This is a genomic window from Spirochaetota bacterium, from assembly GCA_040756435.1.
Taxonomy (GTDB): Bacteria; Spirochaetota; UBA4802; order UBA4802; family UB4802; genus UBA4802.
This window is the reverse complement of sequence record JBFLZD010000001.1, coordinates 1-16,307: the sequence shown is the minus strand read 5'-3', so window position 1 is coordinate 16,307 and position 16,307 is coordinate 1. Positions and strand designations below refer to the sequence as shown.

General features: G+C 37.6%; 15 protein-coding genes and 1 tRNA gene. 8 read left to right on the top strand and 8 right to left on the bottom strand.

All coding sequences use genetic code 11. The features are described 5' to 3' along the window. Window positions 1-66: 66 nt before the first annotated feature. The gene (locus tag AB1444_00080) at window positions 67-774 is read right to left on the bottom strand and encodes an N-formylglutamate amidohydrolase (GenBank protein MEW6525044.1); all 708 of its coding nucleotides are present in this window, start codon (window positions 772-774) and stop codon (window positions 67-69) included. A 90-nt stretch (window positions 775-864) separates the two neighbouring features. Here AB1444_00080 and AB1444_00075 point away from each other — a divergent pair, with 90 nt between their 5' ends. Continuing rightward, a complete protein-coding gene (locus AB1444_00075) occupies window positions 865-1,221 on the top strand; it encodes a sulfite exporter TauE/SafE family protein (GenBank protein MEW6525043.1) in 357 nt (118 codons plus the stop codon). Here AB1444_00075 and AB1444_00070 read toward each other — a convergent pair whose 3' ends face one another. Both AB1444_00070 and AB1444_00065 read right to left on the bottom strand, forming a co-directional pair. Then, window positions 1,222-2,904: a thiamine pyrophosphate-binding protein gene (locus AB1444_00070; protein MEW6525042.1), complete on the bottom strand. Its 1,683-nt coding sequence runs from the start codon at window positions 2,902-2,904 to the stop codon at window positions 1,222-1,224. A 15-nt stretch (window positions 2,905-2,919) separates the two neighbouring features. Beyond that, window positions 2,920-3,753, bottom strand: coding sequence for an SDR family NAD(P)-dependent oxidoreductase (locus AB1444_00065; protein MEW6525041.1), 834 nt, complete (start codon window positions 3,751-3,753; stop codon window positions 2,920-2,922). Window positions 3,754-4,092: 339 nt separating this feature from the next. On the opposite strand from AB1444_00065, the gene AB1444_00060 reads away from it, so the two are divergent. Continuing rightward, window positions 4,093-4,377 (top strand): hypothetical protein, encoded by a 285-nt coding sequence (locus tag AB1444_00060; protein MEW6525040.1) that lies wholly within the window; start codon window positions 4,093-4,095, stop codon window positions 4,375-4,377. Beyond that, entirely contained in the window at window positions 4,358-4,915 is a 558-nt protein-coding gene (locus AB1444_00055) for a nucleotidyl transferase AbiEii/AbiGii toxin family protein (protein ID MEW6525039.1), read from the top strand. Before AB1444_00060 ends, AB1444_00055 begins: the two co-directional genes overlap by 20 nt. Here the strand turns inward: AB1444_00055 and AB1444_00050 are convergent. The 3 genes from AB1444_00050 to AB1444_00040 form a co-directional block, all read right to left on the bottom strand. Continuing rightward, a complete protein-coding gene (locus AB1444_00050; GenBank protein MEW6525038.1) occupies window positions 4,907-7,243 on the bottom strand; it encodes a heavy metal translocating P-type ATPase in 2,337 nt (778 codons plus the stop codon). The genes AB1444_00055 and AB1444_00050 overlap by 9 nt on opposite strands. Before the next feature lie 319 nt (window positions 7,244-7,562). Next, on the bottom strand, window positions 7,563-9,683 hold the full coding sequence (locus AB1444_00045) for a SpoIIE family protein phosphatase (GenBank protein ID MEW6525037.1): 2,121 nt from the start codon (window positions 9,681-9,683) through the stop codon (window positions 7,563-7,565). A gap of 266 nt (window positions 9,684-9,949) precedes the next feature. Next, window positions 9,950-11,035, bottom strand: coding sequence for a DUF6544 family protein (locus tag AB1444_00040; GenBank protein MEW6525036.1), 1,086 nt, complete (start codon window positions 11,033-11,035; stop codon window positions 9,950-9,952). 220 nt (window positions 11,036-11,255) lie between these two features. On the opposite strand from AB1444_00040, the gene AB1444_00035 reads away from it, so the two are divergent. Further along, entirely contained in the window at window positions 11,256-12,209 is a 954-nt protein-coding gene (locus AB1444_00035; GenBank protein ID MEW6525035.1) for an NAD-dependent epimerase/dehydratase family protein, read from the top strand. Here the strand turns inward: AB1444_00035 and AB1444_00030 are convergent. After that, window positions 12,199-12,834, bottom strand: a complete 636-nt coding sequence (locus AB1444_00030) for an adenylate/guanylate cyclase domain-containing protein (GenBank protein MEW6525034.1) — start codon at window positions 12,832-12,834, stop codon at window positions 12,199-12,201. The genes AB1444_00035 and AB1444_00030 overlap by 11 nt on opposite strands. Window positions 12,835-12,876: 42 nt before the next feature. Beyond that, complete coding sequence (locus AB1444_00025) at window positions 12,877-13,596, bottom strand: DUF2769 domain-containing protein (GenBank protein MEW6525033.1); 720 nt, start codon at window positions 13,594-13,596, stop codon at window positions 12,877-12,879. Window positions 13,597-13,776: 180 nt separating this feature from the next. Here AB1444_00025 and ispE point away from each other — a divergent pair, with 180 nt between their 5' ends. From ispE to AB1444_00005, 4 genes are all read left to right on the top strand, one after another. Beyond that, window positions 13,777-14,667, top strand: coding sequence for a 4-(cytidine 5'-diphospho)-2-C-methyl-D-erythritol kinase (gene ispE, locus AB1444_00020; GenBank protein ID MEW6525032.1), 891 nt, complete (start codon window positions 13,777-13,779; stop codon window positions 14,665-14,667). A gap of 31 nt (window positions 14,668-14,698) precedes the next feature. Beyond that, window positions 14,699-14,770, top strand: a tRNA-Gln gene (locus tag AB1444_00015). Window positions 14,771-14,795: 25 nt separating this feature from the next. Continuing rightward, on the top strand, window positions 14,796-15,539 hold the full coding sequence (locus tag AB1444_00010; GenBank protein ID MEW6525031.1) for a sugar phosphate nucleotidyltransferase: 744 nt from the start codon (window positions 14,796-14,798) through the stop codon (window positions 15,537-15,539). Window positions 15,540-15,556: 17 nt separating this feature from the next. Beyond that, a partial coding sequence (locus AB1444_00005) for a ribose-phosphate pyrophosphokinase (GenBank protein MEW6525030.1) occupies window positions 15,557-16,307 on the top strand: 751 nt, incomplete at its 3' end.

Genomic DNA, 16,307 nt, shown 5'->3' with positions numbered 1-16,307 from the left:
GGGGAAGAATAATAATGAATCCTTCTTTTCTAAAAGCCTACGTAACCGTCTTGCACCTGCAGGTAACTACTGGTGTACCATTGCATTTACTGCATGCTGTATTGCCTGTGCAAGATGATGTGATACTGTGCGCCACTGCCTTTTACTGCTGAAAAAAATCTGCTGGTTGGCTTCCAGCTCAATTCCGCAGTAACTATCGCCATACTGCTTCCGTAACCACACCGTGACACCATCACCGCATCCTCTAAATGGGTAATTAAATGCAACCCGCAATGGATATGCATTCATCAATGCTTCTTTGATATTGATACAAAATAATGCTTCTGTAGGGCGGCTCTGGTCATACAGCAATCCTATATCAGTATATCGTTTAAAACCATACAATTGCGGGGTAAATGAGTGTACCGCAATATGGAACACAGCATCTGAGTTCTGCAACATGGCGTTAATAGCTTTTTCAATTTTACTACGATATACAGTATAATAACGCTTAACTATCTCATTTTTAAAAAAAATATTGCTTCCTTTTATCATTTCTGAAAAAAGTTCATTGCTTCCTATTGACCTGTTGCAATCCACCACCAACCGTGTAACAGTAGTATACAACAGTGGTGCTTCAAGTATCTTTGCAAGGATGCGTGCCATCTGCAATGCTCCAATATCATACGCCCAATGGGTGGAAAGTATTGTGGTATCAGTGAAAATATCGCGCAATACATCAGGAACACGATTTCCTGCATGTTCACAGGTTATTATGATGGGAATGTTTTTCATTTATTCCTCAGAATTTTTTATATAACTTGACAGTATACCATACTATACGTTTTCTTTGGTCAATATATATTTTTTATAGGAGTTTGATTTATGTTAATTATTACTACTATCATTGGACTATCAGCTGGCATTTTAGGGGGATTAATGGGCATAGGCGGTGGAATCATCATGATCCCTGCACTTATATACCTGCTCCATTTCAATCAGCATATGGCACAGGGAACAACACTTGCTGCCATGATACCCCCCATTGGGATACTGGCGGCATACGAATATTATAAATCAGGCAATGTCAATATTCCTGTAGCCATAACCCTTGCATTAGGGTTTGTTATTGGCGGCTATATTGGTGGGAAAATTGCTGTATCCCTAGATAACGAAACATTACGCCGAGTTTTTGGTATAATACTTTTTATAATGTCGTTACATATAATCTTCAGTAAATAATTACGCCTTATATCCACCTAAGTTAGCCAGCGCCACACTGCCAGGACTAATTGTATCGGGATCAGTCATGATATTTACCAGTGCTACCGTATTGCTCTGCACTGCATCAACGATAGCTGGTTTTATATCATCAGGTTTTTCAATGAAATACCCTTTGCCACCCAAAGCTTCCACCAGCTTATGATAGGGAATATTGCCTATAAACGTTCCTTCTTTTACTGGATGCCCCATACGCAAAACCTGGCTGTGCCGTATCATCCCCCATCCAAGGTCATTGCTAACGACTATAGTAATGGCTAACCCTTTTCGTAGAGCAGTTTCTATTTCCATAAAGTTAAATCCTAAAGAACCATCACCTGTAAAAAGCACAACCCGTGAGTTTTTGTAATACAGCTTTGCAGCATTGGCAAATGGTATACCCACTCCCAAACATCCATACAATCCCGAATCTAAGTATGTTCCACCTTTCTTTACAGTTCGTGTCATACCCATCCATATCTGAGCATCTCCGCCATCACTTACCACAACATCATCTTCCTTGTCCATGATCTGATTCACTTCATAAGCAACACGCATAGCATGAATGGGTACTGCATTGCTTTGCCATTGCTCCATAGCCTGCTTTTTACTTTCTTCATCGCCTTTTTTAAGCTCACGTACCCATTCTTTAAAGCGTTCCGTCAGATTTAATTGTTTTTCTTTTAGTATCTTATTACATTCACCAACAAATGAGCTAACATCGCTTATTATTCCCTTATGTATACTGCGATTACGTCCTATCTCTTCAGGTTCAATATCCACCTGAACTAAAGTTGCATCTTTGTTAAATATATCACCAAATATATAATACAGGCTCACCCGGTTCCCTAACAGTATCACCATATCAGCATTGAAATTGGCATACAACGCTGCTCCTGGTCGTATGGCAAGTGAAGATTCAAAACACAGGGGGTGTGTATCGGGTATTACACCTCGCCCAGCTGCATTGGTAAAGACAGGAATACCAGTTTGTTCAATAAATTGCTTGAGCGCCTCTGAAGCATCTGCATACCATGCGCCACTACCTGCAATAATGATTGGTTTTTTCTTGTGTTGCAAAAGTTCAATCACATCAAAAGCTGCGGCACTATCGCACGGTTTTGAATATACCAATGTATTTGTTTTTTTTACTTTTGTTTCATCTTGTTTTGCGTTAAGAACGTCAACAGGCAATTCCAGATACACCGGTCCTGGCCTTCCTGAACATGCCGTACGATATGCCATATCAACGTATTCGTACACGCGCTCAGGTTTATGGCATACAAACGCCTTTTTTACCATTGGTTCAATCACCGGTAACTGTTTCATATCCTGTAAGTCAAGCTTATCATTGCTTTCAAGCCCTACACATCCTGCTATAAGAAGCACTGGTGCATTGGATAGCCGTGCATTGGCTATGGCTGTCAGTGCATTGGTAAATCCAGGACCGGCTGTAACAAGCGCAACACCTGGTTTGCGACTCAAACGTCCCCACGCTTCAGCCATAAACACCGCAGCTTGCTCGTGGCGGGTATCAAATATTTTTATTGGTGAATTTTCCAGATGCTCATAAATTGGAGTAATATGCCCCCCACTTAACGAAAATATATACTCAACCTTTTTATCCAGTAATGCTTCAACAACCAGTTTTGCCCCATTAGCCATATGATCCTCCATTTGTTATAATTCCATTAATTGCCCGCCACAGACATTTATTGCCTGGCCCGTAATATATGAAGATGCCTCAGAAGCTAAAAATACTACAAGCTTTGCCACCTCTTCAGGTGTGCCAATCCTGCCCAGTGGTATGCTCTGGCACATAACCTTTTCCCGCTCTTCTGGTGTTGTGTTGAATACTTTTGCTTCTAATTCAAATCGCCAGCGTTCTAAATCAGTATTAATCTGCCCCGGGCAAATTGCATTAACCCGTATACCAGCACCTGCCAGTTCTTTTGCCATGACCTTGGTAAGCATAATAACCCCTGCTTTAGAAACTGAATAAGCACCATTGAACAGTGCAGGAAATTTTCCTGCTCGCGATGCGGTATTGATTATGGAACCACCCTGCTTCATAAGTGGCACAATGGCTTTTGAAACCCTGAATGTGCCATGTAAATTCACATCAATTGTTTTAAGCCAGGCTTCATCATCATAGGTATGTATAGCGCTAGGAACCCCAAAAGCCGCACCAGCATTATTGCAAAGAATATGGACACATGCAAACAATTCAGAAACTTTTTCTGCAAATTCATCAACTGATTGTTTGTTGGTAACATCACAGGATACTGCATATGCACCAACTGAGTATACTTTTTGTAATTCTGAAGCAAGCTGCTGCATCTGGCTTAACTGACCGGCCTGCATTGTTGTATCACCGATGGTACCTTTGCCTAAATCGGCTATGATGACATTTGCCCCATTTTTTGCAAGTTCACGAGCTATAGCAAAACCAATCCCCGTTGGCTTACCAGCACCGGTGACAACCGCATTTTTATTTTTCAGATCAGGATACATGGCAACCTCCAATAAATCGATAATGACATATCATACTATATTGTAAATGTCAAGTATTAGCATACTAAGGACAGAAAGTTTTTAACATAATAAAAGTTACTTTAATAATAAGAGAAAAATATAAAGAATTAAAGCCTGTAATTGTACCTTCACAATTCAGCATCATTTTGCATAAAACGTAATGCCTTTTTGCTTTGATCTTTAATCACCTATATACATCACATAATCCACCATAAGGATGCAATTATGCACATTGATACATTTAAAAAGTTCTTGCTCTATTGGTAATGCGAATATAAAATATTACAAGAATATAGCTTTACAATTATCATAATTACTATGAATGTTTCTAAACCATCTATTATGGAAAGAAGAATTAAATGGGTATATACCCATAGTGTGCCAATTCCTGAGCATCTTCAATCCCTTCTATGGGATGAGCAGCGTTATGCACCTCTTGAAAAGCTCATTACACGGGTTTTAGATTACGGAAATTATGATGAGATTAAATATATATATGATACTTATCCACAGGAAACAACTGATATAACATTTCGATATCCATATATTAAACGGGGTATAAAATTCTGGATACGGTACTGGAATGAACACAGAAATCATTAATTTAGCAAAAGAAATACAATCATATTTTAAAAATTTCTATTTAGCTGGTGGGACAGCGATAATGATTAAATATAACCATAGAGAAAGCTTTGACCTTGATTTTTTTAGCCAAAAAGAATTTTCTTATAATCTACTGACTAAAAAAGTTTTGTCAATGTATAATACCGATATAAACCGTTGGGAGAAAAAAGATGACAATATTGATTTTTTCATCAAAGACATTAAGGTTTCCTTTGTACTTTTCCCTTTCCCTAATTTAGAAAAAATTGAAAAATTCGATACTATTAAAATAGCAAGCGACTTTGATCTTTTTTTAAACAAAGTATATGTTGCCGGAAGAAGAATAGATCCTAAAGATCCTTTCGATGCGGCATTTTTATATAAAAAGCATAATTGGGATAAATCTCATATAGCACAAAGTTTTGAGACCAAATTTAAAGGGCAAAGTTTTAAAATTTATTTAGGTGCATTACTAAGCTTTGAAGATTACCAGAATATTCCTGATTGGGTAAAAGAAACACTCTATAGGCTAATGTGACGGTCTATAACGCCTCAACAATAATGATAATCCTACCACAGTAACGGAACTTAAAGCCATTGCAGCTCCTGCAAATTCTGGTTTTATTAAAAATCCTGTAAATGGATACAGTATTCCTGCTGCAACAGGCACCAGTAGCATATTATACGCAAATGCCCAGAAGATATTCTGCTTAATCCGTTTCATAACTTTTACCGCTAAATCAAAATACGTAACCACATCAGCTAACCTGTTACGCAATAACACCACATCTCCTGCTTCAATAGCAACATCAGTACCTGCCCCCATAGCAATGCCAATATCTGCCTGAGCTAACACCGGTGCATCATTAATGCCATCACCCACAAAAGCCACAATATCACCATTGTTTTGAAGCTTAATGACAATATTCATCTTTGATTCAGGAGTAACATCAGAATATACTTCATCAACACCAACTTCACCAGCTATAGCATCTGCTGCCTGCCTGTTGTCACCGGTAATCATTATCGTCTTTTTCCCATTTTCTTTAAGCTTTTGCACTGTTTCCCTGGCTTCCTGCTTTGGTTTGTCAGCAAGAGTAAGAATACCCAGTGGTTGTGTATCAGCTACTACAAGTACGGTTTTACCCTGCTTTTCAAACATAGTAATATGATGTGCGATAGTTCCAGTATCAACCCCTTCTTGAATAAAAGCCATACTGCCAGCAATAATTTTTCTTCCAGCTATCTTACCCATGACACCCTTTCCCTCAAAAACCTTCACTTCCTCTGCATCTTTAAAAATCACACCCTTGTCCTTAGCATACTGCACTACAGCATCACCAATAGGGTGATTGGCATACCGTTCAAGTGTTGCACATAAAGAAATAAATTCATCATGCTGTATATTTAAGGGTACAACATCAATAACGGTAAGCTTTCCTGTAGTCAGTGTACCAGTTTTATCAAAGACAACGGTGGTAACATTGCTTGCCTTCTCAAGTGCTTCAGCATTTTTTACCAGAATCCCTAACTCAGCACCTCTGCCAAGACCAACAGTCACAGCAGTGGGAGTTGCAAGCCCCAACGCGCACGGGCAGGCAATAACGATAACTGCAACAAAAACCTGAAATGCAAACATCGCATTGCCACTAACTACATACCATAACAGCGAAGCAACAAAAGCAATCATCAGTATCACAGGAATAAAATACCCAACAACCCTATCAGCAAACCGCTGCATTGCTGGTTTTGACTCTTGAGCCTTTTCCACCAGTGAAATAATCCGTGAGAGTACAGAATCGCTTCCCAGCACCTGTGCCTGTATTACAAGCAGGTTATTTTTATTCAGTGTTCCGCCAATAACCCTGTCACCTTCTTTTTTATACACCGGCACCGATTCGCCGGTTACCATTGATTCATCAATGTACCCAGCACCTTTTATAATCACGCCATCAACTGGCACCCGTGATTGTGGTTTTACAATGATACTGTCACCCACAATGACGTCTTCAGTTTTAATTTCAATTTCTTTATTATCACGAATGACGATAGCCGTGTCAGGTTTAAGCGATAGTAACTTTTTAATGGTTCCTGATGTTCTTGACCTGGCTCTATCCTCTAAATATTTCCCTATATTAAGAAATGTTGCTAAAAAAATAGCTGTTTCATACACAAAAAACTCATGTGGCAAAATGCCAAACGTAGCGCCAACACTTGCAGCAAACGAAATACCCGTACCCATAGCATACATCACATCCATAGATAACACCCTGTTTTTGAGAGCATGGTAGGCATGGACAAAGATGTGGAAGCTTACAAACACAAATACTGGCACAGAGATTAAAGCAACAATCCAGTGACTGAAAACCGCCGGTACATACATCATAGCCATAAGTACACTCCCAGCTATAAGCCCAATAAAAATCTGAGCCAATCGCACGTTAGAAGACTTTTGCTCTCCAGTACCCAAACCTAAAAACTGGTATCCTGCTTCTTCAACTTTTATTTTAATATCTTCAGTGGTGACGGTGTGCGGAGTAACAATCACTGTTGCCTTTCCCGTTGCATAGTTAACTGAAACATCAAGAATGCCTTCTAAATCCATAACACTACGCGTTACCGCTTTTGAGCACATTACACAACTCATTCCGCCAACGGAAGCCTGCCATACCTCTTTTTCAACATATAAGCCGGCAGCCTCTAAGGCCTCCAGTATCTGTGTGGGACTTACAACAGAACTATCGTACACAATACTATATCTTTTGTTTTTATATTCTATCCTGCCTATACCCTGCACAGTGGACAATACATTCTGTACCACCTGCAATGAAGTATCCTGTATTCCTGTAATAAGTGTTTTTTGCATATTAAGATTCCTCTTAAATTCTTAATTACTATAATATACTACATTTCCATTACAAAAACAACAATAGATTACCAAAAGATAGTATTTACATACAATATTAGTATCAGTTATCCGATAAACTTTTACAGTATATATGATGAGGAATACCTAACGATAATTTCACAAAAAAATAAATTAAAATCTCATCTCAAAGGAATTATAATGGTTGGGGATGAAAAATACAGAATAAAAATAATAGTCCATATAATCTTTTATAAAAAAATATAATGACGCTGAAGGTACGGTTAGAAAAATTCTACTTATACAATAATCTTTTTAATTATACAAAATCAATACCCATAATAAGTTCATCATCCTTTTGCTGGACACTTATAGGCTTATGCTCCAAATGCTCTTTAATTGCATTAATAGTTCCTTCTGCATTTGTATAACTAAATTTCTTTATAAAAGTTTTTAGGTTATTGTATCCATCTTCAAACTGCACTGGATTGAATTCCTCTAAAATACCATCAGTAAATAAAAACAATGTATCCTTATGGTTATATTCAATGGTTCGATCCTCATAGCCAGGTGTACGTGATATACCAATTGCTGGTCCGGTCCGGGATAATTCATGCATATCACCATTTTTAACTATAATTTGATCAGGATGACCCGCTGAACCATATATAATGATATTGTCTTTTGTATTAATATCTACCACAACACCCGTTATATACATCTTCAGGGATTTATAATACTCTGAAAATATATCGTTAAGCCTACCAAGTACCTCAGAAGGTTTTGCACAGATCTCCTTAATTTTATCATATTCAACTTTTATTAAAATTGTTGCCAATGATGCACTGATGCCATGACCTGTTGCATCAGCAACAAACAGTCGCGTTTGCCCTCCTGGTAACTTTGCAATGTCATAAAAATCACCACCAATCTCCATAAAGGGTTTAGTGTAGATAGTTATTTTTATGCCAGGAAATGTACTGCATTCTTTTGGGATAATTCTGTCATGTACAATCTTTGCTAAATGTATTTCATGAGACATACGCTGATATAATACAGATAATTTTTTATATGTTTCTTCAGTTTCCTGACGTGCGGACAATGCTTCTTCAGTCTTTTGTAATAATTCTGCTGTTTTTTTGTTTACCTCCTCATTGAGATTACTTGAAAGGTACTCGGAAAGTTTAAATGCTCGAGAAAAACGAAGTGATAACACAGAAGATTGAAACAGAATAAAAAAGACAAGCCCGTATTCTGAAATAAACGCAGTACTTATAATAAAAAGATTATGCAACATATCATTTATAATGCTTAGCATTAAAATAATAAAACCAGATAAAATTAATAAAGCATCTTTACGCCTTCTTAAAGAAGCTATAATTAGTACATAAAAACTACCAACCAATGAAATCAGAAGAAATATATTGAAGATATTTATAAGCTTTGTAAAAATTTGTGGGGGAAATAGAATCGGCACACTTATAAAAATAAGCCCTGTTGCTACCAGGAACAAAACAAATAGTCTGTTTGTCTCATGGGGAAAAAGTGAATACATATACAAAGCCAGGCCTGTCCATCCTAATCCTAAACTTGCATATTCAATGGTAAATCGTATAAAATAAATCTTTTGACCACTGAAAATTTGTTCTAGATAGTTCCCTACAACAAAAGAATGGCTAAAAACAGCAATACAGAAAATTGAAAACCACAGAGAAGTTTTATCCTGCATTCGTCCAAAAAAGAGAATAATATGATAAATAGCAGTTATTATTAAAATACCCAGGATAAGCGTTGCAGAAAAATCTCTTTGCCAGAGGACTTTGCTAATGCTGTCAAAAGAACCAATAACGATAGATTTATTAAGCCCACCCCCCCTATGATAAAAATTAGATACTTTAACTGCTATAACAATGTCTTTGGGATTATGGTGTATATGCAAAGGTTGTATTTGTGGTTTTAAACTGGGAACAGAGGTTCCCCTGTTTTCACCGACAGTCCCGGCATGCAAGACTTTCTTTCCATTGCAATAGAGTTCATATGCTGTATTTGCCCCCTGAAGATAAATGGCAGGACTGCTTTCCCAGAAACTATCGTTAACCTTAACCTTTAATCTGAACCATCCAAATCCTTCTCCTTTATACTTTTTTACGTTCCAGTAATTAGGAATTTTTATCATATCCCATTGTGAATCATCTACATCAGGTAAGGCATATCCCGGGTTATCGTCATACATTTTGAATTTCCATTCGCCTTTTAATTCAACCGGATTTTCTTTTGTAAAATCCCATCTTGAACAATCCAAAACCCCACCAGTTGCAGCATAAGGTGAAAAAAATATTTCTGAAGGCGAACATCCACATACATGACATACACTTACATAACATAATAAAATAAAAGCAAACAATCGTAATGTAGATAGTGAGTTTGGTTTTGCTTCCATAATGTTTTTATATTTGGATTATTAATAGTAAAACTACTCTGCATTTGTAATTGTGAAGCTTTGAGTGGGAAATATCTTTTCTTGTATAAAACATTATCTACTATATAATAATTCAATAATCTCTTTTGAATAATTGTTAATGTTAATCCCGTTACTGCTGGTAGTATACATATATAACTATTTTGTCAATAAATATTTTATTGTATTACAATCCAATTACATTACTCCTCTATCACAGCACATTGTAATTTATAATAACACTGTTGTTACTGATATCTCACATCAGAAATCTCAAACCTGAACCATGTAAATGGTTCCTCTTTTAGCATCCATGTAGCATCAAAGGATGTTGGGATTTTTATACCATTAAATTCACCATAACCTTTAACAGTTGCAACCCACTCTGTAGGCTTTTCATCATTAATGTCTTTATATCGCATTGCCACAAACTTTACCAGTTCACCTTTAGTATTAAAATGAAAAACAGCACTGCCTGATATACCCCTATATGTAATTGTTGCTCTTGCACTTGATTCATCAATTGCATCCCAGCGTATATAAGGCATGAGCGCTGCCTGAGGAAACCAAGAAATTTCACCAAGAAACCGTTGTAAAGCCGATTGATGAATTTTGAAATCATTACCAGCTATCGCGATTGGTATAAGCCCCATTAACATTATCTTCATTTCCCCCTTGCCATTGACAAACATATCCCTGCCAATAACAGGCAGCAGATATATATTCATGCTTACCTTCCAGATGAATGCAGGGATGGAAACCGTAAAGTACTGTTGTGAATATGATGTAAACCATTGCTTTTGTCCAGGGTTTAACCTCATTTCACCTTTCTGTGTAACGTACACCGTTCTTACAATTTCCTTCCCTACAACACCAGAATATCTGAGCCATCGTTGTACAGGTGCAGGGTATCGTGTAAGCATATTTTCAGTGATAATTTTTTCTGCAGGCTTTTCAGAATGCGCTTCCTGTGCTAACATTACCTGAATTTCTTTTTCAACCTGATGGTTGAAAAACCACATTGCACATCCAACAACTACAATAATAAGAATAATAATATTGGGCAACGTTCCATATTTTGCTTCCTGCCAGCTTGAAATAATTAAAACCTGGGATACAAATATGGCGATAGTTCCTGTCAACAACCACATGGCATTATCAGTAATATACAAAATAGCTGTTGCTATCATCGCAAAGCTTACCACCAGCCAAACTATACCAGTAAGTTTGTTTATAGCAGGTAATTGAGGTATTGCATATCCCAAAGATTTTAAAAACCCAAGCACATGAATCAAACCATGAAGTATAACAATAATCAAGAATAGATATTTCATCTATCTCCTCCTAAAAAATACATAATCAAAAAACTTTTAAACCTACATCGATTAAAAGTGAGATTATCAATATGTTCACCATTACATTTATGGGCTTACTTATAAAATAGTATTATTATCCGCCTTAATTTGCAACATATAAAAAAATATAAAAAAGTTATTGATACCATATAAATTAAGGTATTAAAATTAAGGGACACTATAACTTAAGGAATATATTATGAAAACACAAAAGCGAATACTGGTAATTACCGGAGCATTTGGGTATGTTGGTTCGCGCGTAATAGAAAGACTTAAAAAATCCAAATTCTACTCTAAAATAGTATGTACTGACATTATTAAACCTGATATGCCTCTTCCACCTCACTTTGTTTATGAATATTGTGATATCAGAGATGGGCAAAAGCTTAAGGACATTTTTATTAACCACAAAGTTACCGATGTACTGCATTTAGCATATCTTTCAAACCCTTCACGTGATTATAAACTGGAGTACGAAATTGATATAGTAGGATCTGAAAATGTTCTGCGTGCTACTGCTGCGGTTAAAGCCAGCAAATTTGTTATTGCCAGTTCCGATTGTGCATATGGATTTTTCCCTGATACTCCTGATTATCTTGATGAAACAGCCCCATTGCGCCCGACACCCGGTTTTACCTATGCTATACATAAGGTCGAAATTGAATATAAGGTTGCACAGTTTGCTAAAGAAAACCCAAACACAAAAGTTGTCATCATGCGCCCCTGTATTATAATGGGGCCTCATTGTAAAAGTGCTGTAGCAAAATCATTGAAGCAGTCATTTATCCTTGGATTTAAAGGGTATAACCCAATAATGCAATTTATACATGAAGATGATGCTGCAGAAGCATTTTTCTTGGCCCTGACAAAAAATGTTCAGGGGGCTTTCAACCTTGCCACCGACAAAGGACTGCGCTATGATGAAATGGCAACAGTTGCTGGCAAACCCCTGGTACCAATACCCGCAGGTATAATGAAGCCTATTGTTTCAGCCCTTTATACGCTTCATCTTCTGCCTTTTGGGCCTGGCCAGTTAACATATATTCAATACCCACTTTCCATGAATGCTGATAAAATTAAAAAAGTGCTTGGATTTAAACCACGTTATTCATCTGAGCAGGCAATCAGAGCTTATTTATCTTCTAACGCATAAAATCAATTACTTCATGAACAACTACAGGCTCTTCCTTGCCTTTAACCTTTGTTTTAAATTTTCGCCCCCAGGTAAAATGCCGCTGACACCGCTTATATGTACTTTCAGAAACAAGTATTGCAGTTCCAGTTCTTTTATTCAATGATTCTATACGTGAAGCTGTATTGACCGTATCACCCAATGCAGTGTATTCTTTCTTTTTGCTGAACCCTAAGTTCCCAATAATAACAGTTCCGGAATGAATACCAACACCTGCTGAAAAAGAATGATTAAAATGTTGTAATAGATAATCATTGAATTCATTTATTGCTTGTTGTATTTCCAGTGATGATTTTACAGCCAGATATGCATGGTCATCTTTCATGTCTTTATCCAGGCCAAAAATAGCCATAATACCATCACCCATATACTTATCAATGTAGCCCCCATTAACATCAATAATACTTCCTATAGTTTCAAAATACCTGTTTAAAATATGAATGACATCATACGGCAAAGCCTTTTCAGAAAATGCAGTAAATGATCGTATATCTGAAAATAATATTGTAACATCAGCTTCTCTTCCTACATCATTGATGCCACCTCTACCCTGTCGTATAGCCTCGGATATATCAAGCTCATCCAATACCAGCCTCCGTAATGAGATGTTACCTTCTACAGTGGTCTGTCATGCAAGCCTGACTTCAGGGGGAAATCCTTTTATTTTAGCCAGCCGTGTTTCTCTTTCATTTCGAGGTCGGCAATATTCCAGGCCCTCTTCTATTATCACCCTGCAGGTTGAGCACCGTGCTCTCCCACCACATACGTGTGTATGTGGTATCCCGGCATTAAGCGATGCATACAGGATTGGGATGTTTGATTTAGAATTAACTACTTTTTCACCAATAAACTTGAGTGTTATATCATGGACATCGGGTTCATCAACAATCTCTGCTTTTACCGCATCCTCAAGAATGAATTCTTCTTCATCATCTATCTGAAATGTAAAACGCTGTAAATAGGCCTTAGCCATATCTGTAAATTTAGCAATTGCTGTCCGTGTATCCTTAGGGCTGCACTGCCCATGAATACAAAAATATCCAATACTATAGGGGCTACATCTGTCAAATAGTGGACAAGTAATACAATTACAACCATTTTCAATAACTTCACCTGTACTGGGGCCAGAAGCACAAAAAAGCGCTTCCCCTCGTATCCCAGGATAACTTGGGCATGTTCCACAATTTTTTGCACATATAAGCATATTGGTAATATTCATAGCAATTGTGGGATGATGTTTTCCAGCAGCAACCCTCCCTTTTTGCATCATGATAGCTGGGAAGCTATCGCGCATTTTTTTAGGGAGCAGATACATCATCCCCATCAATATTTTCATCACGATTTGCATAGTAGTAAACACCTCAATATTGCAATGCTTTTATAAATAAATGGTAATAATGCCCTTATTCTTCATATATTTGTATGAACAATGCAACAATTTTTTAACATATATCACAGCTACTATTAATTACTTGACAGGAAAACAGCTAAAATATAGATTTGCCATTCTGTAATAAAAGTGCTATTAATGATTGTTAGTATAAAAGCCTACGCAAAAATAAATCTTCATCTTGAAGTATTGAATAAACGGCCTGATGGCTACCACAATATCTGTAGCATCATGGCAAAAGTTGATATTTTTGATCTTTTACAACTTGAACAATGTGAAGTGTGTAAACCTGGTGTGGGCATCACATCATTGCAGTGTATTGGTGGACGCAACGCATCTGTTATGGAAAACATACCTACAAGGGAAAATCTCATTGCAAAAGCTGTTGAAATGTACTGTCACCATGCTGGCATAGGATTGCAGGTTGCTATCGCCATACAAAAAAATATACCATCCCAGGCGGGTTTAGCCGGGGGCAGTGCGGATGCTGCCGCAACGTTGTTGCTTCTTAATAATAGGCTGAAACATTTTAATGAACAGGAACTTATGGCAATAGCACAAACAATTGGGGCTGATGTGCCCTTTTGTCTTAACGGTACAGTTGCACTGTGTGAGGGTATAGGCGAAATAGTCACGCCATTGCCGCCAATAGCTCTGCCGGCAACCGCAATTATTATCTATGATGATATCCATTGCAATACCAAACAGGCTTATGCTGACCTCAAACGAGGCACTCAGCCTGTTGCTTCCTGTAAAGACGAAATTCTTCACGTATGGAAAAAAGGTGACAGTAACTCATTGTTGAAAATATTTAAAAATGACTTTCAGGAGATTATATTTACCAACAATCCTGGGCTTGTTACTGTATATAATACTCTGAAACGTTTTCAACCTGACTTTGCTCAGATGACAGGGAGTGGATCTGCAATTTTTGCACTTTTTTTTGATTCAGTAAATGCTGAAAATGTTTACAGCCAGATTCAAACCCAATTTTCACAGGTTTTTTTTACCAAATTATTAATGATATAATAAAAATTATTACTATATTATATCTAAATAATGAGGTGTAGCCAAGCGGTACGGCACCGGGTTTTGGTCCCGGCATTCCCAGGTTCGAATCCTGGCACCTCAGATTTTCTATTTTTCTGGTGCCATGTATGGATAGTAAATGTAAAGCCATAGTCCTTGCTGCGGGTAAAGGCGTACGAATGCAATCCGAATTGCCCAAAGTATTGCACCCCCTGGGTGGCAAACCACTGGTTCTTCATGTTATTGATAATTTAATACATGCAGGTCTTAAAGAAGAAGATATCATCGTGGTGGTAGGCTATAGAGGTGAAGATGTTATACAGGCAATAAGCAAAAGGGCACAATTTGTATGGCAAAAAGAGCAATTAGGAACAGGGCATGCAGTTATGCAGGCCGAACCTGTATTGCAGGCATATAATGGTATTATCATTGTTGCCTGTGGGGATGTTCCGTTAATTAAGCCTGAAACGTTTTCAATGCTTTTTTCTACAGCCAACGACCCCAAAACGGGAGCAGTTGTGCTAACCATGGAACTTGAAAATCCTTTTGGCTATGGACGAATCATTCGTGATGAACATGGCAATCTACAAAAAATCGTAGAAGAAAAGGATGCAGACCCTGAGCAAAAAGCTACCCATGAAGTTAATACCGGTACCTATGCATTTAAATCACAGCTTCTTTTCAAGGGTTTAAAAACCGTTACTACAGAAAATGCACAGAAGGAATACTATCTGCCTGATGCATTAACATATATCCGGTCAACCGGCAATACTGTTAAAATTATCAGGTTAGATGATCCAATACAGGGCAGTGGTATTAATTCAAAAGAGGAATTAGCTAAACTTGAAGATATAATTTCCAAAAAAAAGTAAATGTTAAAAAGGTTATTATGATATATCCAATAAAACTATTTTCCGGAACCTCAAATTTCCCGTTAGCCCATGAAATTGCACAGTATTTAGGCATTGAACTTTCCGAAATTGAAATTAAAAAATTTAAGGATGGGGAAATATCTGTCAAGATTCTTGAAAACGTACGAAGCGTGGATGTTTTTTTAATACAATCCACCAGCAACCCTGCAAATGACAACATCATGGAATTGCTGCTCATGGTGGATGCGGCCATGCGGGCTTCAGCACAGCGAATTACTGCTGTCATACCTTACTATGGCTATGCTCGTCAGGACCGAAAGGTGGAGCCACGGGTTCCTATTTCAGCTAAATTAGTTGCCAACATGTTACAGGCTGCAGGCGTTGACCGAATACTCACTATGGAGTTACACTCCGACCAGATACAGGGTTTTTTTGACATTCCGGTGGATAATCTTTTTGCATCACCACTGGTAATTGAATATGTACGAGAGCTCAATATTCCAAACCCAACTGTTGTATCACCGGATGCCGGTGGAACAGAACGTGCACGATTTTTAGCCAGGAACATAGGAGCAGAATTAGCAATAGTAGATAAGCGAAGGCCTGAGCCCAATAAATCAGAGGTAATGAATATCATAGGCGAAGAAAGTGTCAAAAACCACAACTGTATATTAATTGACGATATGATTGACACTGCAGGGTCCATAACACAGGCAGCACATGCATTACGGGAAAATGGTGCAAAGGATATATACTGCATTGCAACTC